At 61.4% G+C, this 15,386-nt stretch carries 12 protein-coding genes and 1 pseudogene; 6 read left to right on the top strand and 7 right to left on the bottom strand.

The window, feature by feature from the left end:
- The first annotated feature begins 83 nt into the window (after nt 1–83).
- The 3 genes from NMG46_RS10600 (at nt 84) to NMG46_RS10590 (ending at nt 3,929) form a co-directional block, all read left to right on the top strand.
- Nucleotides 84–1,748: an ABC transporter substrate-binding protein gene (locus NMG46_RS10600; protein ID WP_254817605.1), complete on the top strand. Its 1,665-nt coding sequence runs from the start codon at nt 84–86 to the stop codon at nt 1,746–1,748.
- 128 nt (nt 1,749–1,876) lie between these two features.
- Complete coding sequence (locus NMG46_RS10595) at nt 1,877–2,998, top strand: carbohydrate ABC transporter permease (protein ID WP_254817729.1); 1,122 nt, start codon at nt 1,877–1,879, stop codon at nt 2,996–2,998.
- Nucleotides 2,999–3,011: 13 nt separating this feature from the next.
- Entirely contained in the window at nt 3,012–3,929 is a 918-nt protein-coding gene (locus NMG46_RS10590) for a carbohydrate ABC transporter permease (RefSeq protein ID WP_254817604.1), read from the top strand.
- 71 nt (nt 3,930–4,000) lie between these two features.
- On the opposite strand, the gene NMG46_RS10585 is transcribed toward NMG46_RS10590, so the two are convergent.
- Together NMG46_RS10585 and NMG46_RS10580 are read right to left on the bottom strand one after the other, a co-directional pair.
- Nucleotides 4,001–4,744: a creatininase family protein gene (locus tag NMG46_RS10585; RefSeq protein WP_254817603.1), complete on the bottom strand. Its 744-nt coding sequence runs from the start codon at nt 4,742–4,744 to the stop codon at nt 4,001–4,003.
- A 5-nt stretch (nt 4,745–4,749) separates the two neighbouring features.
- Nucleotides 4,750–5,314 (bottom strand): annotated as a pseudogene (locus NMG46_RS10580) (SIS domain-containing protein).
- Nucleotides 5,315–5,497: 183 nt separating this feature from the next.
- On the opposite strand from NMG46_RS10580, the gene NMG46_RS10575 reads away from it, so the two are divergent.
- Nucleotides 5,498–6,520, top strand: a complete 1,023-nt coding sequence (locus NMG46_RS10575; protein WP_254817602.1) for an aldo/keto reductase — start codon at nt 5,498–5,500, stop codon at nt 6,518–6,520.
- A 73-nt stretch (nt 6,521–6,593) separates the two neighbouring features.
- Here the strand turns inward: NMG46_RS10575 and NMG46_RS10570 are convergent, their stop codons facing one another.
- The 4 genes from NMG46_RS10570 to NMG46_RS10555 all read right to left on the bottom strand — a co-directional run bounded on the left by NMG46_RS10570 (nt 6,594) and on the right by NMG46_RS10555 (nt 11,964).
- Nucleotides 6,594–6,866, bottom strand: coding sequence for an HU family DNA-binding protein (locus NMG46_RS10570; RefSeq protein ID WP_006201846.1), 273 nt, complete (start codon nt 6,864–6,866; stop codon nt 6,594–6,596).
- 196 nt (nt 6,867–7,062) lie between these two features.
- The gene (lon, locus tag NMG46_RS10565) at nt 7,063–9,474 is read right to left on the bottom strand and encodes an endopeptidase La (protein ID WP_254817728.1); all 2,412 of its coding nucleotides are present in this window, start codon (nt 9,472–9,474) and stop codon (nt 7,063–7,065) included.
- A 281-nt stretch (nt 9,475–9,755) separates the two neighbouring features.
- The gene (gene clpX / locus NMG46_RS10560; protein WP_006332719.1) at nt 9,756–11,030 is read right to left on the bottom strand and encodes an ATP-dependent Clp protease ATP-binding subunit ClpX; all 1,275 of its coding nucleotides are present in this window, start codon (nt 11,028–11,030) and stop codon (nt 9,756–9,758) included.
- Nucleotides 11,031–11,334: 304 nt separating this feature from the next.
- On the bottom strand, nt 11,335–11,964 hold the full coding sequence (locus tag NMG46_RS10555) for an ATP-dependent Clp protease proteolytic subunit (protein WP_254817601.1): 630 nt from the start codon (nt 11,962–11,964) through the stop codon (nt 11,335–11,337).
- A gap of 346 nt (nt 11,965–12,310) precedes the next feature.
- Here NMG46_RS10555 and NMG46_RS10550 point away from each other — a divergent pair, with 346 nt between their 5' ends.
- Nucleotides 12,311–12,901, top strand: coding sequence for a hypothetical protein (locus tag NMG46_RS10550; protein ID WP_254817600.1), 591 nt, complete (start codon nt 12,311–12,313; stop codon nt 12,899–12,901).
- A gap of 4 nt (nt 12,902–12,905) precedes the next feature.
- Here the strand turns inward: NMG46_RS10550 and NMG46_RS10545 are convergent, their stop codons facing one another.
- A complete protein-coding gene (locus NMG46_RS10545) occupies nt 12,906–14,009 on the bottom strand; it encodes an FAD-binding oxidoreductase (protein WP_254817599.1) in 1,104 nt (367 codons plus the stop codon).
- Between the two features lie 97 nt (nt 14,010–14,106).
- Here NMG46_RS10545 and NMG46_RS10540 point away from each other — a divergent pair, with 97 nt between their 5' ends.
- Nucleotides 14,107–15,354, top strand: a complete 1,248-nt coding sequence (locus NMG46_RS10540) for a cytochrome P450 (protein WP_254817598.1) — start codon at nt 14,107–14,109, stop codon at nt 15,352–15,354.
- The last annotated feature ends 32 nt before the right edge of the window (nt 15,355–15,386 follow it).

The following is a 15,386-nucleotide window of genomic DNA, read 5'->3' as shown; positions in this document are numbered from 1 at the left end:
ACGGGAGTCGCTGTCGTTGGGGAACATAATCGGCGCTCCATCATCTGAACCAAATTCACGATTGACCTTCTGGGAGGAACGAGATGAAAGTCAGCCTTTATAACCAACTTGTCCGCGCCGGGGCCACCCGCCGCGACGTGCTGAAGGGAGCGGCCAGCATGGCCGCCATCGCCGCGGCGTCTGGCGCCGGGCTTGGCGCACTGACGCGCCCGGCCGCGGCCGCCGATGACCTGCGCGCGCAGATCCTGCAGATTCCGGGCGTCGGCAAGGGTCAGCCGACCGATGCCGATTTCCAGCAGGTCGGCGAGCTTTGCCTGGGAGCCACCAAGGCCAATGTCAAGGAAGGCGAATTCGCCGGCGTCGAACTCACCTTCATGGGCCTTAACAACCAGAACCTGCACAATGTGCTGTTTCGCGGCTTCCTGAAGCCGTGGGAGACCTATACCGGCGCCAAGATCAACTGGATCGACCTGGCGCAGGCTGACTACAATCCGCGTCTGCAGCAGGCGATCGCTACCAACACTATCGACTTCGACATTGTCGAAATGGGCGCACCGTTCGAAGGCGACGTCTGCGGCAAGGGCCTGACTTCGGAGATGCCCGACTGGGTCAGGACGCAGATCGACATGGACGACCTGGTGGCCTATCTGAAACCCCCCGTCGGCACATGGAACGGCAAGCAGTATCGTGTGACCGTCGACGGCGACGCGCATAATTTCAACTACCGCACCGATGTGTTCGCCGATGCCGATCTCGCCAAGGCCTGGAAGGATGGGGGCGGCGAAGGCGAATGGGGCGTGCCGAAGACCTGGCAGCAAGTGCAGGCGGTTACCAAGTTCCTCAAGGGCAAGCAGGTGAACGGCCAGGACGTCTATGGCTATCTCGATGCGCCCAAGCCCTGGGGCGGTTTCGGCTTCTACTTCCTCGGCAGCCGCGCCAGCGCTTACGCCAAACATCCCGACGACAAAGCTTGGCTATTCGATCCGGACACCATGAAACCGCGCGTCAACAACCCGGCCTGGGTCCGCGCGATCCAGGACGTGATCGATGCATTGCCTTCCGAACCGCAAGATCAGATCAATGCCGACCCGAACCAGACCTGTTTCTCTCAATTCCTCGGCGGCACCGGGTCGATGCTGGTTTGGTGGGGAGACGCTGGCTCGAACGTCAAAACCAACGACTCGTCGGTCGTAGGGGACGTCACCGGCTTCTCGATCCTGCCGGGCTCGGACGATGTCTACAACTCCAAGACCGGCCAGTGGGACAAGCTCGCCAGCGGCCCGAACCATGCGCCGAACTGCGCCTATCTCGGCTGGGGCGTCTACGTCATGGCGCGCGTCGACAGCGACGAAAAGAAGAAGAAGGCCGCCTGGTCCGCCGCCGCTCATCTCGGCGGCAAGGACCTGTCGCTCTGGTGCGCGGCCTATCCGTCGGGTTTCCAGCCCTACCGCAACTCGCATTTCAACATTCCGGAATGGGTGGCGGCGGGCTACGACGAAGCGTTCATAAGCTCATATCTCAAGTCGGAAGCCGACAGCTACAACCATCCGAACGCGGCGATCGAGCCGCGTATCCCCGGCATCTTCCAGTACTACAGCGCCGCCGAGGACATTTTGGCCAACACCTTTGCCGGCAAGATGAAGGCGCAGGAAGGCGCCGACGCCATCGCAGCCGCTTGGGAGAAGATCACCGACCAGATTGGCCGCGACAACCAGATCAAGCTCTACAAGGCCTCGCTCGGCATGTAGGCTGAGATCGTGAAACTTGGTCCGGCAGCGCAAAGCCGCCGGACCTCCGCTTGACCGACTTGGCCTCGACCGGCTCGGCCGGTCATAGAGCCTCCTGTGAACGGGCAAGACGCGTGGCTGACCGGACCCTGGCTGACCAGACTTTGTCGACAAGTGAATGGCCGGCAGGCGCCGTGCCATCCGACCTGATATCGCGGAGCCGCAAACGGCTTGGCTGGGCGCTGATGGCTGCTGCGACGCTCGGCCTTCTGGCGGTGATCGCGCTGCAAATCCTTTACAAGAGCGATGTCGACACCATCGGCTTCGAGACCTGGCGGCCGGTCGTTTACGCTTATGTGCTGTGGGGTGTCGCACTCGGCATCGGCCAGGTGCTGACGCGCGGCGAGGACGGCCAGCGCGCGCTGTTCCTGCTGCCGGCGCTGCTGTTTACCATTGCCATGGTGATCTTCCCGACGCTGTTCGGCTTCTACATCGCGCTGACCGATTGGAACCTCAGTTCTTTCAGCGGCCGGAAGTTCAACGGGCTCGACAATTTCTGGCAGATGCTGAACGACGCCTATTATCGCAACGCGCTGTTCAACATGGTGCTCTACGTGCTGGCGGTGTTCGTCGAATATGTCATCGCCTTCGGCCTGGCGTTGCTGCTCAACGCGCAGATTAGGGCACGAAAATTCTTCCGCGTCGTCTTCCTGCTGCCGTTGATGCTGTCGCCGGTGGCGGTGTCGTGGATGATCGGAAAGTCGTTGATGGAATACCGCTTCGGGCCGGCCGCGACGCTGGCGCGCCATATCGGCTGGGAAAACCCGGCCTTCTTCTCCAACCCGATCACCGCCCGCATCTCGATCATGGTGCTCGACGCCTGGACCTTCATCCCGTTCATGATGATCATGCTGCTCGCCGGCCTGCAGGCGATGTCGCGCGAAGTGCTCGAGGCGGCGCGTGTCGATGGCGCCACCCCATGGCAGACCTTCTGGCAGGTCACCTTCCCGCTGATGCTGCCGGTGTCGGTGACGGCAGTCATCCTGCGCATCATCTTCAAGCTGAAGCTCGCCGATATCATCATCACCGTCACCTCCGGCGGCCCGGGCGGCGCTACCGATTCAGTGTCGAGCTTCATCTACCGCGAATATCGCGATCGATCGAATGTCGGCTACGGCACGATGCTGGCGATGGCCTATTTGATCATCATCATTGTGTTCGTGACCTGGCTGCTGAAATTCGCCAGCCGCTTCGTGCGCAACGTCAACTGATCGGGCCGGCAAGATGAGCGTTCAGACCACGGACTATGCCGCTTCCGAAATTCGCTCGCCGGCGAGCTTCGTCGCCAATCGCGTCTTCATCTACGGCGCGCTCATCTTCTGGGCCTTCATCTGCCTGTTCCCGATCTATTGGACGATAACCACTTCGTTCAAGACCGCGGTCGACGTCACCCAAGGCCATCTGATTCCGTTCGTCGACTTCCAGCCCGACTGGAAAGGCTGGCGGTCACTCGGCCTCTCTCCGGACTCGATCTTTCGGACGTCGACGGTTCGCGACGAATTTATCAAGCGCTTCATGAATTCGGTCATCACTTCGGTCGGCGCCTCGAGCCTGGCGATCGTCATTGGCAGCCTCGCCGCCTACGGGCTGACCCGCTATCGTTACAAGTTCGCCTGGTTCAGGAACGCGGACATCTCCTTCTTCTTCCTGTCGCAGCTGATCCTGCCGCCGGTGGTACTGGCCTTGCCCTTTCTCGTGCTCTACCGGGAAGTCGGCCTGCTCGACACACGCGTCGGGCTGATCCTGCTCTACACGCTGATGGTGCTGCCGATCGTCATCTGGATCATGCGCGACCAGTTCAATTCCATTCCCGTAGAACTGGAGGAGGCAGCACTCGTCGACGGCCTGTCGATCTGGGGCGCTTTCGTGCGCATCGTCATGCCAATCGCGCTGCCGGGCATGGTCGCGGCCTTCATCCTTGCAATGGTGCTGTGCTGGAACGAGTATTTCTTCGCCGCGCTTCTGACCTCGACCGACGCCAAAACCATCCCGGTGATGGTGGCGAGCCAGACCGGCTCACAAGGCATCAACTGGTGGTCGATGGCAGCGCTTGCCACCGCGGCCATCACACCGCTCGCCGTTATCGGCATCGCGCTCGAGCGTTACCTGATCATGGGCATGACGGCGGGCGCGGTGAAATAACTGCGCCAGCCTTCCCTTCTTCCACAACAAGGGCACAACAAGGGCACAACAGGGGGAGAGGGAAAACCGCGCTAACCCGAAAGGGTTGCCCGCAAATGATCGAGGATCATGGCGATCCCTTTTTGCCCCAATTCGGCCGAGGCTTCGGAAGCACTTGCTGTGTACCAGCCGGTGTTGTCGGCGAAGCGGTCGGCATCGACCGCTTCCGGGCACAAGGCCAGCATCAGCGACGTCTCGCCGATGCCGGCATGGTCAAACGGGTATTGGGTGTGCATTGAAGCCGGCATCAGCGGATGCACCTGCACCCAGTTGAAGAAATTGCTGCCCTCGGCGTGCTCGGCATAATAGTCGGCCATTGCCGCAGAGCCCCACCAGCCTTCGCCACGTTCTTTCTCCAGGAAGCGGAAGATCGCCTGCCGGCCGGCGGCCTTGAAGGCGAGATCGGTTGGCATGCCGGCAGCAAAATTTTCGGTCTGGTGGTGAATGATGGCGTGGATGTTGCGGAAGCCGATACGCAGCAGGCTGTAGAACAATTCTTCCGCAAATGGCGCCAGCACATTGCCGCCGACCTGCACCGAACCACTGCCCTCCGGTGCTGCAACCGCATAGCTCGCCGCGCCGTAATAGAAGGGCGGCAGAATGACGATCTCGGCTTCTTTTTCGAACAGTTCCAGGCTCTTGATCACCGCCAGCGTGTCCATGCCGACGGCCATGTGCTCGCCATGATATTCAAGCACACCGAGCGGCAACACGACCGGCCGGTTCTCGACGATCGCCTTGCGGATCTGGTGCGGCAGCATCAATTCGTACCGCATGACAACTACTCCATATTGGTGTGGCGGGCGCGCATCGCTTCAGGCGAGACGCCGGTCAGGTCCCGGAGCTTCAGCACCATCACTTCGAAGAGAACGAACAGCGCGCCTTCGAAGACCGAGCCCATCGGCAGCACGGACGTCTTTTCCGGGCCCTGGTCGTCGGCCATGGTCTGAGCCGGGATAAGCAGTGTGAGGTCGGCCAGCTTTGCGGCAGTGCTGTCGGCTTGCGCGGTGAGCAGCAGGACTGTGGCATCGGCCTCGCGCGCTACCCGCATCAAAGTCAGCACCGTCGAGGTCTCGCCCGGGCCGGAACTGGCGAGGAAGACATCGCCCGCGCCCAGCGGCGGCGTCGTCATATCGCCGACAACCGAAACCGGCAGCCCGAGGTGATAGAGCCGCATGGCAACCCTTGACCTGCAGCGCCTCGCGGCCGCAGCCATAGGTGACGATCTTTCTCGCGCCCTCCAAGATGGCGCAAGCGGCGTCGATGCGGCTTTCGTCGATACGTTCCAGGACGGTACCAAGCTCGTTCAGCGCAATCCCAAACAGGTTTTCGCCGGCGTCCCTCATGACATTTGCACCAGCTTGCAGTTGCCGGAGAACCACTTGAATATGTCAGTCACATCTGCCCCGAACAGCTTGTTTTCATTCATGCTATCACCGCGAAAATCGGTGTCCAACGACACGCAGTGCTTTTGATGTGCCACAGCCGTGATAGTGTCACGGCAAATCGCAAATGAGGAACGACAGTATATGAAGACACGGCATTTCGACCGCATCGGCAATGGCGGCATCACCTTCACCGAGCTCGGCTTCGGCACCGCGCCGCTCGGCAATCTCTACCGCGCCGTCTCCGACGAGGATGCCAATGCCACGCTGGAGGCGGCATGGCGGGTCGGCTGCCGCTACTTCGACACCGCGCCGCTTTATGGGCTAGGCCTAGCCGAAACGCGGCTCAATCCGTTCCTGCGTTCGAAGAAGCGCGACGACTACGTGCTGTCCAGCAAAGTCGGACGCATCATGCGCGCCTGTCCGCCGGATCAGCGCACCGGCATCGGCAAATTCTTCGACACCCCTTCGCGCCGCGAGGTCTACGACTATAGCTATGACGGTATCATGCGCTCCTTCGAGGCCTCGCTGGAACGGCTCGGTGTCGACCGCATCGACATCCTCTTCGTGCACGATGTCGACATCTTCACGCATGGCAGCAAGGAAGCCTCGGACCAGCGCATCCAGGAATTCATGAGTTCCGGCTACTATGGATTGCTGGCATTGCGCGATCAGGGCGTGATCAAGGCGTTCGGCGGCGGCATCAACGAGTGGCAGGTTGCCCAGACGCTGGCCGAGCGCGGCGATTTCGATCTGTTCCTGCTTGCCGGGCGCTACACGCTGCTGGAGCAGGAGGCGCTGCAGTCTTTCCTGCCGCTATGCCAGCAACGCGGCATCGGCATCGTTCTCGGCGGGCCTTACAATTCCGGCATCCTGGCAACCGGGCCGAAGCCCGGCGCCTACTACAACTATTCGGAGGCGCCGCAGGACATCATCGACCGCGTCACCCGTATCGAGGCCGTCTGCAAGCGCCACGGCGCGCGCCTGATCGAGGCGGCGCTGCAGTTCCCGCTGCTGCATCCTTCCGTCGTCTCGGTAATCCCCGGCGGGCAGCGGCCTGGCGAAGTCGAAAGCAATCGCTCGCTGCTCGACGCGAAGCTGCCATCGGCGCTGTGGGCCGATCTCAAGAAAGAAGGCTTGATGCGCGCGGACGCGCCGACGGCATAGCGCCGCCTTTTCCAACAGAAAAGAAAAACCGGATATGCCGGTTCTTCTTTTCTCTGAAAGATTAAGGAGGCGCTTAGTTGACCGCGTCCTTGAGGCCCTTGCCGGCCGAGAACTTCGGCACGGTGCGCGCCGGGATCTTCACTTCCGCACCGGTCTGCGGATTGCGGCCGGTCGACGCGGCGCGTTTTGACACGGTGAAATTTCCGAAGCCGACAAGCCGGACATCGCCGCCCTTTTTCAGTTCGCCGGTGATGACGGAAAACACCGCATCAACCGCCGACTGCGCGTCACCCTTCGAAATACTCGCGGCATCGGCGACAGCGGATACCAGTTCGTTCTTGTTCATAAAAATTCCCTTCCATGAGAAAACCGGAACACACGACTCATCCGGCAGGAAACGGACTTTAGAAAGAAGCGCCCCGGCAACCAAGTCGAAAAGCGCCAAGAAAGTTGAAAAAAGCCCGGAAATCTGCGGTTCTTCACATGAAAAAGCCGGGCTCAAGGCCCGGCTCTCTCTTTGTGCATTGCAACTTTAGCAAGCGCTAATGCGCCAGCGATTTACCAGCTTCGTCTGCGACATCGACCACGGCCGGCGCATTAACGGGTTCGACCCACTGGATCGGTTCCGGCATACGCACCAGCGCATGGCGCAACACTTCACCGACGCGTGAGACCGGAATGATTTCCATGCCGCTCTTCACGTTTTCCGGAATCTCCGCCAGATCCTTGGCGTTCTCTTCCGGGATCAGCACCTTCTTGATGCCGCCGCGCAGTGCGGCAAGCAGCTTTTCCTTAAGGCCGCCGATCGGCAGCACCCTGCCGCGCAGCGTGATCTCGCCGGTCATCGCCACATCGGCCCTGACCGGGATACCGGTCAGCACCGAGACGATTGCCGTCGCCATCGCCACGCCAGCCGACGGTCCGTCCTTCGGGGTTGCGCCCTCCGGCACGTGGACGTGGATATCGCGCTTATCGAACAGCGGCGGCTCGACGCCGAAATCGATGGCCCGCGAGCGGACGTAAGAGGCCGCCGCCGAGATCGATTCCTTCATCACATCGCGCAGATTGCCGGTCACGGTCATGCGCCCCTTGCCGGGCATCATGACGCCTTCCACCGTCAACAGCTCGCCGCCGACTTCCGTCCAGGCGAGCCCGGTGACCACGCCGACCTGATCGTCGCTCTCGACCTGGCCGAAGCGGAAGCGCGGAACACCAAGGTAATCGGCAAGATTGTCCGCCGTGATGTTGATCGTCTTCTTCTTCGTCTTCAGGATCTCGGTCACCGCCTTGCGCCCGAGCTTCATCAGCTCGCGCTCCAGGCTCCTGACGCCCGCTTCACGGGTGTAGGTCTGGATGATGCCGCGGATCGCGTCCTCGCCGACGGAGAACTCCTTCGGCTGCAACGCGTGGTCGCGGATCACCTTGGGCATCAGGTGACGCTTGGCGATTTCGATCTTCTCGTCCTCGGTATAACCGGCGATACGGATGATCTCCATGCGGTCCATCAAGGGCGCAGGGATGTTCAGCGTGTTCGCCGTCGTCACGAACATCACGCTCGACAGGTCGTATTCGACCTCGAGGTAATGGTCCATGAACGTCGAGTTCTGCTCGGGATCGAGCACCTCGAGCAAAGCCGATGACGGATCGCCGCGGAAATCCTGGCCCATCTTGTCGATCTCGTCGAGCAGGAAGAGCGGATTGGATTTCTTCGCCTTCTTCATCGACTGGATGACCTTGCCGGGCATCGAGCCGATGTAGGTGCGCCGGTGACCGCGGATCTCGGCCTCGTCGCGCACGCCGCCCAGCGCCATGCGGATGAACTCGCGACCGGTCGCCTTGGCGATCGACTTGCCGAGCGAGGTCTTGCCGACACCGGGAGGTCCGACGAGGCACAGGATCGGCCCCTTCAGCTTCTTCTGGCGGCTCTGCACGGCGAGGTATTCGACGATGCGGTCCTTGACCTTGTCGAGGCCGAAATGATCCGTATCGAGCACGTTCTGGGCAAAGGCCAGATCCTGCTTGACCTTGGAGTTCCTGCCCCACGGGATCGACAGCAGCCAGTCGAGATAGTTGCGCACCACGGTCGATTCAGCCGACATCGGCGACATCGTCCGCAGCTTCTTCAGTTCGGCTTCCGCCTTTTCGCGGGCCTCCTTGGAAAGCTTGGTCTTCTTGATACGCGCCTCGATCTCGGCGGCCTCGTCGCGGCCGTCCTCGCCCTCGCCGAGCTCCTTCTGGATCGCCTTCATCTGCTCGTTGAGGTAGTATTCGCGCTGTGTCTTCTCCATCTGGCGCTTGACGCGCGAGCGGATGCGCTTCTCGACCTGCAGCACCGAGATTTCGGCTTCCATGAACCCCATCGCCTTTTCCAGCCGTTCCTTGACGGACAGCGTGGCGAGCATTTCCTGCTTCTCGGGGATCTTGATGGCAAGATGCGAAGCGACCGTGTCGGCGAGCTTGGAATAGTCGTCGATCTGGCTGGCGGCACCCACCACTTCGGGCGAGATCTTCTTGTTCAGCTTGACGTAGTTCTCGAAGTCGGTGACCACCGAACGCGCCAGCGCCTCGACCTCGACCTCTTCCTCATCCGGTTCGACCAGCGCCGCAGCACGGGCTTCATGGAAGTCGGGACGGTCGGTGAACGCGACGATCTTCGCGCGCGAGGCACCTTCGACCAGCACCTTCACGGTGCCGTCCGGCAGTTTCAGCAATTGCAGCACATTGGCGAGCGTGCCGATGTCAAAGATCGCATCGGGCTCCGGATCGTCGTCGGCGGCATTCATCTGGGTCGCGAGCAGGATCTGTCTTTCCTGACCCATCACTTCTTCCAGCGCCTTGATCGACTTTTCACGCCCGACAAAGAGCGGAACGATCATGTGCGGGAACACCACGATGTCGCGCAGTGGGAGGACTGCGAAGACGCCGTCGCTGGGAGCCTTGGATAATTTGGCCATTGTCCAACCTTTCATGTCGCGGCCGCCAATCGGCCAACCGCGAATCTCATATTAACGACCGGGGATCGTTCCGCCTACCACCGTTTGTGACGGGAGTTTTACAGCACAGAATTCGGCACCACGGCCTTCTGCCATTAGTTGGAGGCACTGAGAGTAAAGATCAAGGGTCAACACGGTCCGTACCTCCAATCCGCACCCAGCACGCGGCGCCGTACGCGGTGTGCGACAGCAAAACGGCGCCCCGCGGCGCCGTTTCAGGAAAAATCCATTGCCGGCTCACGTCAGGCGCTAACGTTGCCCTTCTTCTCCTTCTGCTCGGAATAGATGTAGAGCGGCCTGGCGTTGCCTGACACCACCTCTTCCGAAATAACCACTTCGCGCACGCCTTCCAGTGCTGGCAGCTCGAACATGGTGTCGAGCAGGATCGCTTCCATGATCGAACGCAGGCCGCGTGCGCCGGTCTTGCGCTCGATGGCGCGCTTGGCGATGGCCGAGAGCGCGTTCTCGTGGAAGGTCAGGTCGACATTTTCCATCTCGAACAGCCGCTGATACTGCTTGACCAGCGCGTTCTTCGGCTCGGTCAGGATCTGGATCAGTGCCGGCTCGTCGAGATCCTCCAGCGTCGCCAAGACAGGCAGACGGCCGACGAACTCGGGAATGAGGCCAAACTTCAAGAGGTCCTCAGGCTCGACCAGGCGGAAAACATCGCCGGTGCGGCGATCCTCGGGCGAAGCGACGATAGCGCCGAAACCGATCGAGGTCTTCCTGCCGCGATCCGAGATGATCTTGTCCAGCCCGGCGAAAGCGCCGCCGCAGATAAATAGGATGTTGGCGGTGTCGACCTGCAGAAATTCCTGCTGCGGATGCTTCCTACCGCCCTGCGGCGGCACGGACGCGACGGTGCCTTCCATGATCTTCAAAAGTGCCTGCTGCACGCCCTCGCCCGATACGTCACGGGTGATCGACGGGTTGTCCGACTTGCGCGAGATTTTGTCGATCTCGTCGATATAGACGATGCCGCGCTGGGCGCGCTCGACATTGTAGTCGGCCGACTGCAACAGCTTCAGGATGATGTTCTCGACGTCCTCGCCGACATAACCGGCTTCGGTCAGCGTCGTCGCGTCGGCCATGGTGAAGGGGACGTCGATGATGCGGGCCAGCGTCTGCGCCAGCAGCGTCTTGCCGCAGCCGGTCGGGCCGATCAGCAGGATGTTCGACTTCGCCAGCTCGACATCGTTGTTCTTGCCGGCATGGGCGAGGCGCTTGTAGTGGTTGTGGACGGCCACCGACAGCACGCGCTTGGCGTAGGGCTGGCCGATGACGTAGTCGTCGAGAACCTTGAGGATTTCCTGCGGTGTCGGCACGCCCTCGCGCGACTTCACCATCGAGGTCTTGTTCTCTTCGCGGATGATGTCCATGCACAGTTCGACGCATTCGTCGCAGATGAACACCGTCGGCCCGGCGATCAGCTTGCGCACTTCGTGCTGGCTTTTGCCGCAAAACGAGCAATAAAGCGTGTTCTTGGAATCACCGCTGTTGTTGCCGACCTTGCTCATTTTCCTGTCCTTTCATGGCCGCCCGCCGATGGTCTGGTTGAAAGGGCGCATATTCAATCTATCGCGGGAATCCGCTGACGCCAGTGCCCCGGCTCCCGCAACGCATTCCGTACGAAACACAAATCGGAAAACGGGGCAATGATTCGAACAACCCCACGCAAAGCTAAGCCGTCGAAAATCAACATAGCCTTAACGTAGGCAATTGCACCCGTCGAGGGAACAGCCAATTGTGGCCGAAATGCCGCAAGCTGCGCCAAAAGCGCGTAATCCCGCCACTCATTGCCACCGCGGGGCCACCGCGGGACTATAAGGCAATACCTTCGACCGGCTCACGTGACGAAATGACCTTGTCGATGAGGCCGAAATCCCTGGCCTCGTCGGCAGTCATGAAATGGTCACGGTCGAGCGTTCTTTCAATCTCATCGTAGCTCTTGCCGGTGTGCTTGACGTAAACCTCGTTGAGGCGGCGCTTCAGCTTGATGATATCCTGGGCATGGCGCTCGATGTCGGAGGCCTGGCCCTGGAAGCCGCCGGAAGGCTGGTGGACCATGATGCGGGCATTCGGCGTAGCAAAGCGCATGTCCTTGTGGCCGGCAGTCAGGAGCAGCGAACCCATCGATGCGGCCTGGCCGATGCAGAGCGTCGACACGGCAGGCTTGATGAACTGCATGGTATCGTAGATCGCCATGCCGGAGGTGACGACGCCGCCGGGCGAGTTGATATAGAGGTTGATTTCTTTCTTCGGATTCTCCGCTTCGAGGAACAGCAGTTGCGCGCAGACCAGCGTCGCCATGCCGTCCTCAACCGGGCCGGTGATGAAAATGATGCGCTCCTTGAGGAGCCGCGAGAAAATGTCGTAGGCCCGCTCGCCGCGATTGGTCTGTTCGACCACCATCGGAACGAGGTTCATGTAGGTTTCGACGGGGTTCTTCATGGACTATCCCTTTTTGAGGATGGGATTCCGGCGCCGGAGATTTGCAATCGGGCAGAATCGGTTCTGGATCGTTATTGTGTAAATAGGATGCCGGCTCACCCTAGCGCAAGGCCGCCTCTCCTAGCCATCCGGTTAAGTCGAATCAAGGTTTCCAAAGCAAGTTTCGCCCGTCGCCGTGCCGGCAGCCCTCTCCTGCCGTCGGAAGGTCGCTCATACCTGGCACGCGTTTAGCGTTTTCTTAACCGCATCGCTTAACGAAAAGTGGTGAAACCGCTTTTTCCAGCCACGGCTTACCCTACAATTCAACGTTGAACTCGCTTCATGCAGTTCAAACAGGGGGAGTGCGATGATCAGGAAAGCTGCTTTCTTGGCCCTCACCGGCATCACCGTTCTCGGCATGGCGTTCGAAACGGCTGCCGGCGGACGCGCGGTCGAATGCTACGAGCAGGTCAACAGGCCGGCCGTCTACGACACAGTTTATGAGGACGTGCTCGTCAGCCCAGCCGGCCAGCAGGTGGAATACGAGGCGCCAATCTACGGAACGCGCGAGCGCGTGGTGCAGATCGCGCCGGCGCGCGTCAGCTACGAGATCGTGCCCGCCATCACCCGCATCATCTACCGCTCCGTGAGGGTTGCTGACGGCGGCTATTCCTGGGAATGGCGCATCATCAATGGCCGCAAGGTGCTGTGCAAGGTCAGGCACAAGGCGCGCTATGAACGCGTGGCCGAAATCGTCGTGGTTGAGCCGGAACGCCGGCGGCGCGTTGTCCTCCCCGCCGAATACGAGAGCGTCGCCGAAGAGGTTCTGGTGCGGCCGGAGCAGCGGCGCATCATCGACATTCCGGCGTCATATCAGACAGTGGCTCGCCGGGTGGTGGTCAGGGAGGGTTCGTCGAGCTGGCGGCGCGTGCATATTCCGAGGAATTGCCGATACTAGGCGCTCAGGGCGCCTCGGCCCTGAGCCATTTCTTCAGGCCGTCGACATCGCCATTGCCGACCCAGGCCGCAACCTTTCTGCCGACTGCCGCGCCGAACTTGTAGCCGTGGCCGGAGCAGGCCGAGACGACCAGGCATTTGCCTTTCTGGTGGGCCAGGAACTTCTCGTCGACGGTGAAGGTGTAGGCGCAGGTGACCACTTCGGTGACCTCATACTCCTCGATACGGGCAATCGGCGGCGAAAACAGGTTGCGGATCGCCTCGCCTTCGCCCGGCACCGGCTGGCGGTTCCAGTCGGCATCGCTAGTCGGCACCCTGTGCAGGCCCGAGCCGAATTTCATGCCGGCCCCACCTGTCGGCGGGATTGCATAGCCGTCGACGCTGCCGCCGATGTCGAGGACGACCGGCGCTGCCTGCCACGTTTCTTTCAAATCCGCCGGCGGTTCGACATAGGCGAGCGCGGTACGCCAGGTTTTCAGTTCGCCGTCCAGTTCCGGGAACAGTTTCAGGACCCAGGCGCCGGCAGCGACTCCGATCCAGTCGGCCTGCATCGTTTCGCCGCTCGCAAGCACGACCTGTCCGGCGTCGGCGTCGATTTCGGCGACCTTGCTGTTTTCGTAGACATTGGCGCCGTTCGCGCGCAGCCACCTGGCGAGGCCCGAAGCGATCTTGCGGCAGTGCAGCGCGCCGCCGTCCGGCGAAAAATATGCGTAGCGGAACGAACCGGGCTGCAGGAACGGCCAGCGTTCGACCGCAGCGTCCGGCTCGACCAATTCGAACGGATAATTTCCCGCTTCCATGCCCTCGCGGTATTCCTCCGCCTCATCTCCCGGCTCGCGCGAAATACAGATGAAGCCGCGCGGATCGAGATGGCTTTCACCGAGATCGGCCCACATCTCGTCCCACGCCTCATAGGCTTCGGTGATCAACCGGCCGTAGCCCGTTCCGGCCCGGTAGGCGCGGCGAATAATGCGATGGTGGTCGCCGGAGGCGGCGAGCGGATTGGGGATCGATCCCTGCTTGACGATCGAGACGAGGTGACCAGCCTTGACCAGCGACCACGCCGTCGAAAGCCCGGCAATGCCTGCACCGACCACGATCACATTCATGAAAACTGTCCTTCCGCAACCGCTTCGGCGGCTCACCTCACGGGAGGGCCAACATACGGTCTGGCACCAGACTGGCAAGCCGCGCTAATGATCTGGCATGACCGAATTGAAGCCGCCCTACCTTGCCTTTGATCCAGCCACGCGCAGCCTGCGGCTCGATCCACACGAGCCGGCCTTTTTCCAGAATCCATACGAAGCCTACGCCTTCCTGCACGGTGCATCGAACGCCTTCTTCTGGGAAGAATTTGGCTTCTGGTGCTTTGGCGGCTTCGACGACGTCAACCGTCTGCTGCGCGATCGCCGCTTCGGCCGCCAGAACCCGGCCGGCATTCCGGACAGCCGAGGCATCGGCCAGGACCGTACGCATCTCAGCGCATTCGACGGCGTCGAGGCCAATTCGATGCTGGAGCTGGAGCCGCCTGTCCACACACGGCTCAGAACGCTGGTCAACCGCGCCTTCGTCTCGCGCCAGGTCGAGCGGCTCAGGCCGCGCGTCGAGGCGCTGGCCAACGAATTGATCGACCGTTTCGAACCAGGAGAAGTCGACCTGCTGCCGGCGCTCGCCGCTCCCTTGCCGATCACCATCATTGCCGAGATGCTCGGCGTGCCGGTCGACATGGGGCCGCAGCTGCTCGACTGGTCGCATCGGATGGTCGCCATGTACATGCACGGCCGCACCCGCAAGACCGAAGAGACGGCCAATCGCGCGGCGCAGGACTTTTCGGATTTTTTGCGCGGCTACGTCGCCAAGCGACGAAAGAGGCCGGGCGAGGATCTTCTGTCGCTGCTGATTGCGGCACAGGAGGACGGCCAGAAACTGTCGGAGGACGAGCTGGTATCCTCGGCCATCCTTTTGCTCAATGCCGGCCATGAGGCAACTGTCCACCAGACCGGCAATGCGGTGCGCTCTATCCTTGCACAAGGCGGCGACCCACGACGCTTCTTCACCTCGCCGGAAGCAACAGCCGCGACGATCGAAGAGTGCCTGCGCTTCGACGCGCCGCTGCACATGTTCACGCGCTACGCCTATCAGAAGGTCGAGGCCGGGCCTGGTATCGTCGTCCAGCCGGGCGAGACGATCGGTCTGCTGCTCGGCATGGCCAATCACGACCCGGTGGCCTTTACCGAGCCCTTCGCCTTCAGGCCGGGCCGCGCCGACCAGAAGAACGTATCGTTCGGCGCCGGCATTCATTTCTGCATCGGCGCGCCGCTCGCCCGGCTCGAATTGCAGGTGTCGCTGAAAACCCTGTTCGACCGGCTACCGCAGTTGCATCTTGCCGAACAGCCGCGCTTGCGCGACACCTATCATTTCCATGGGCTGGAAACGCTCGCCGTGCGCTTTTGAGCATTCGGTCCGGCAGGCTCAGCCGCAGGGGT

Source organism: Mesorhizobium sp. LMG 17147 (genome assembly GCF_024297145.1).
Classification (GTDB): Bacteria; Pseudomonadota; Alphaproteobacteria; order Rhizobiales; family Rhizobiaceae; genus Mesorhizobium.
This window is presented reverse-complemented; position numbering and strand designations above follow the sequence as displayed.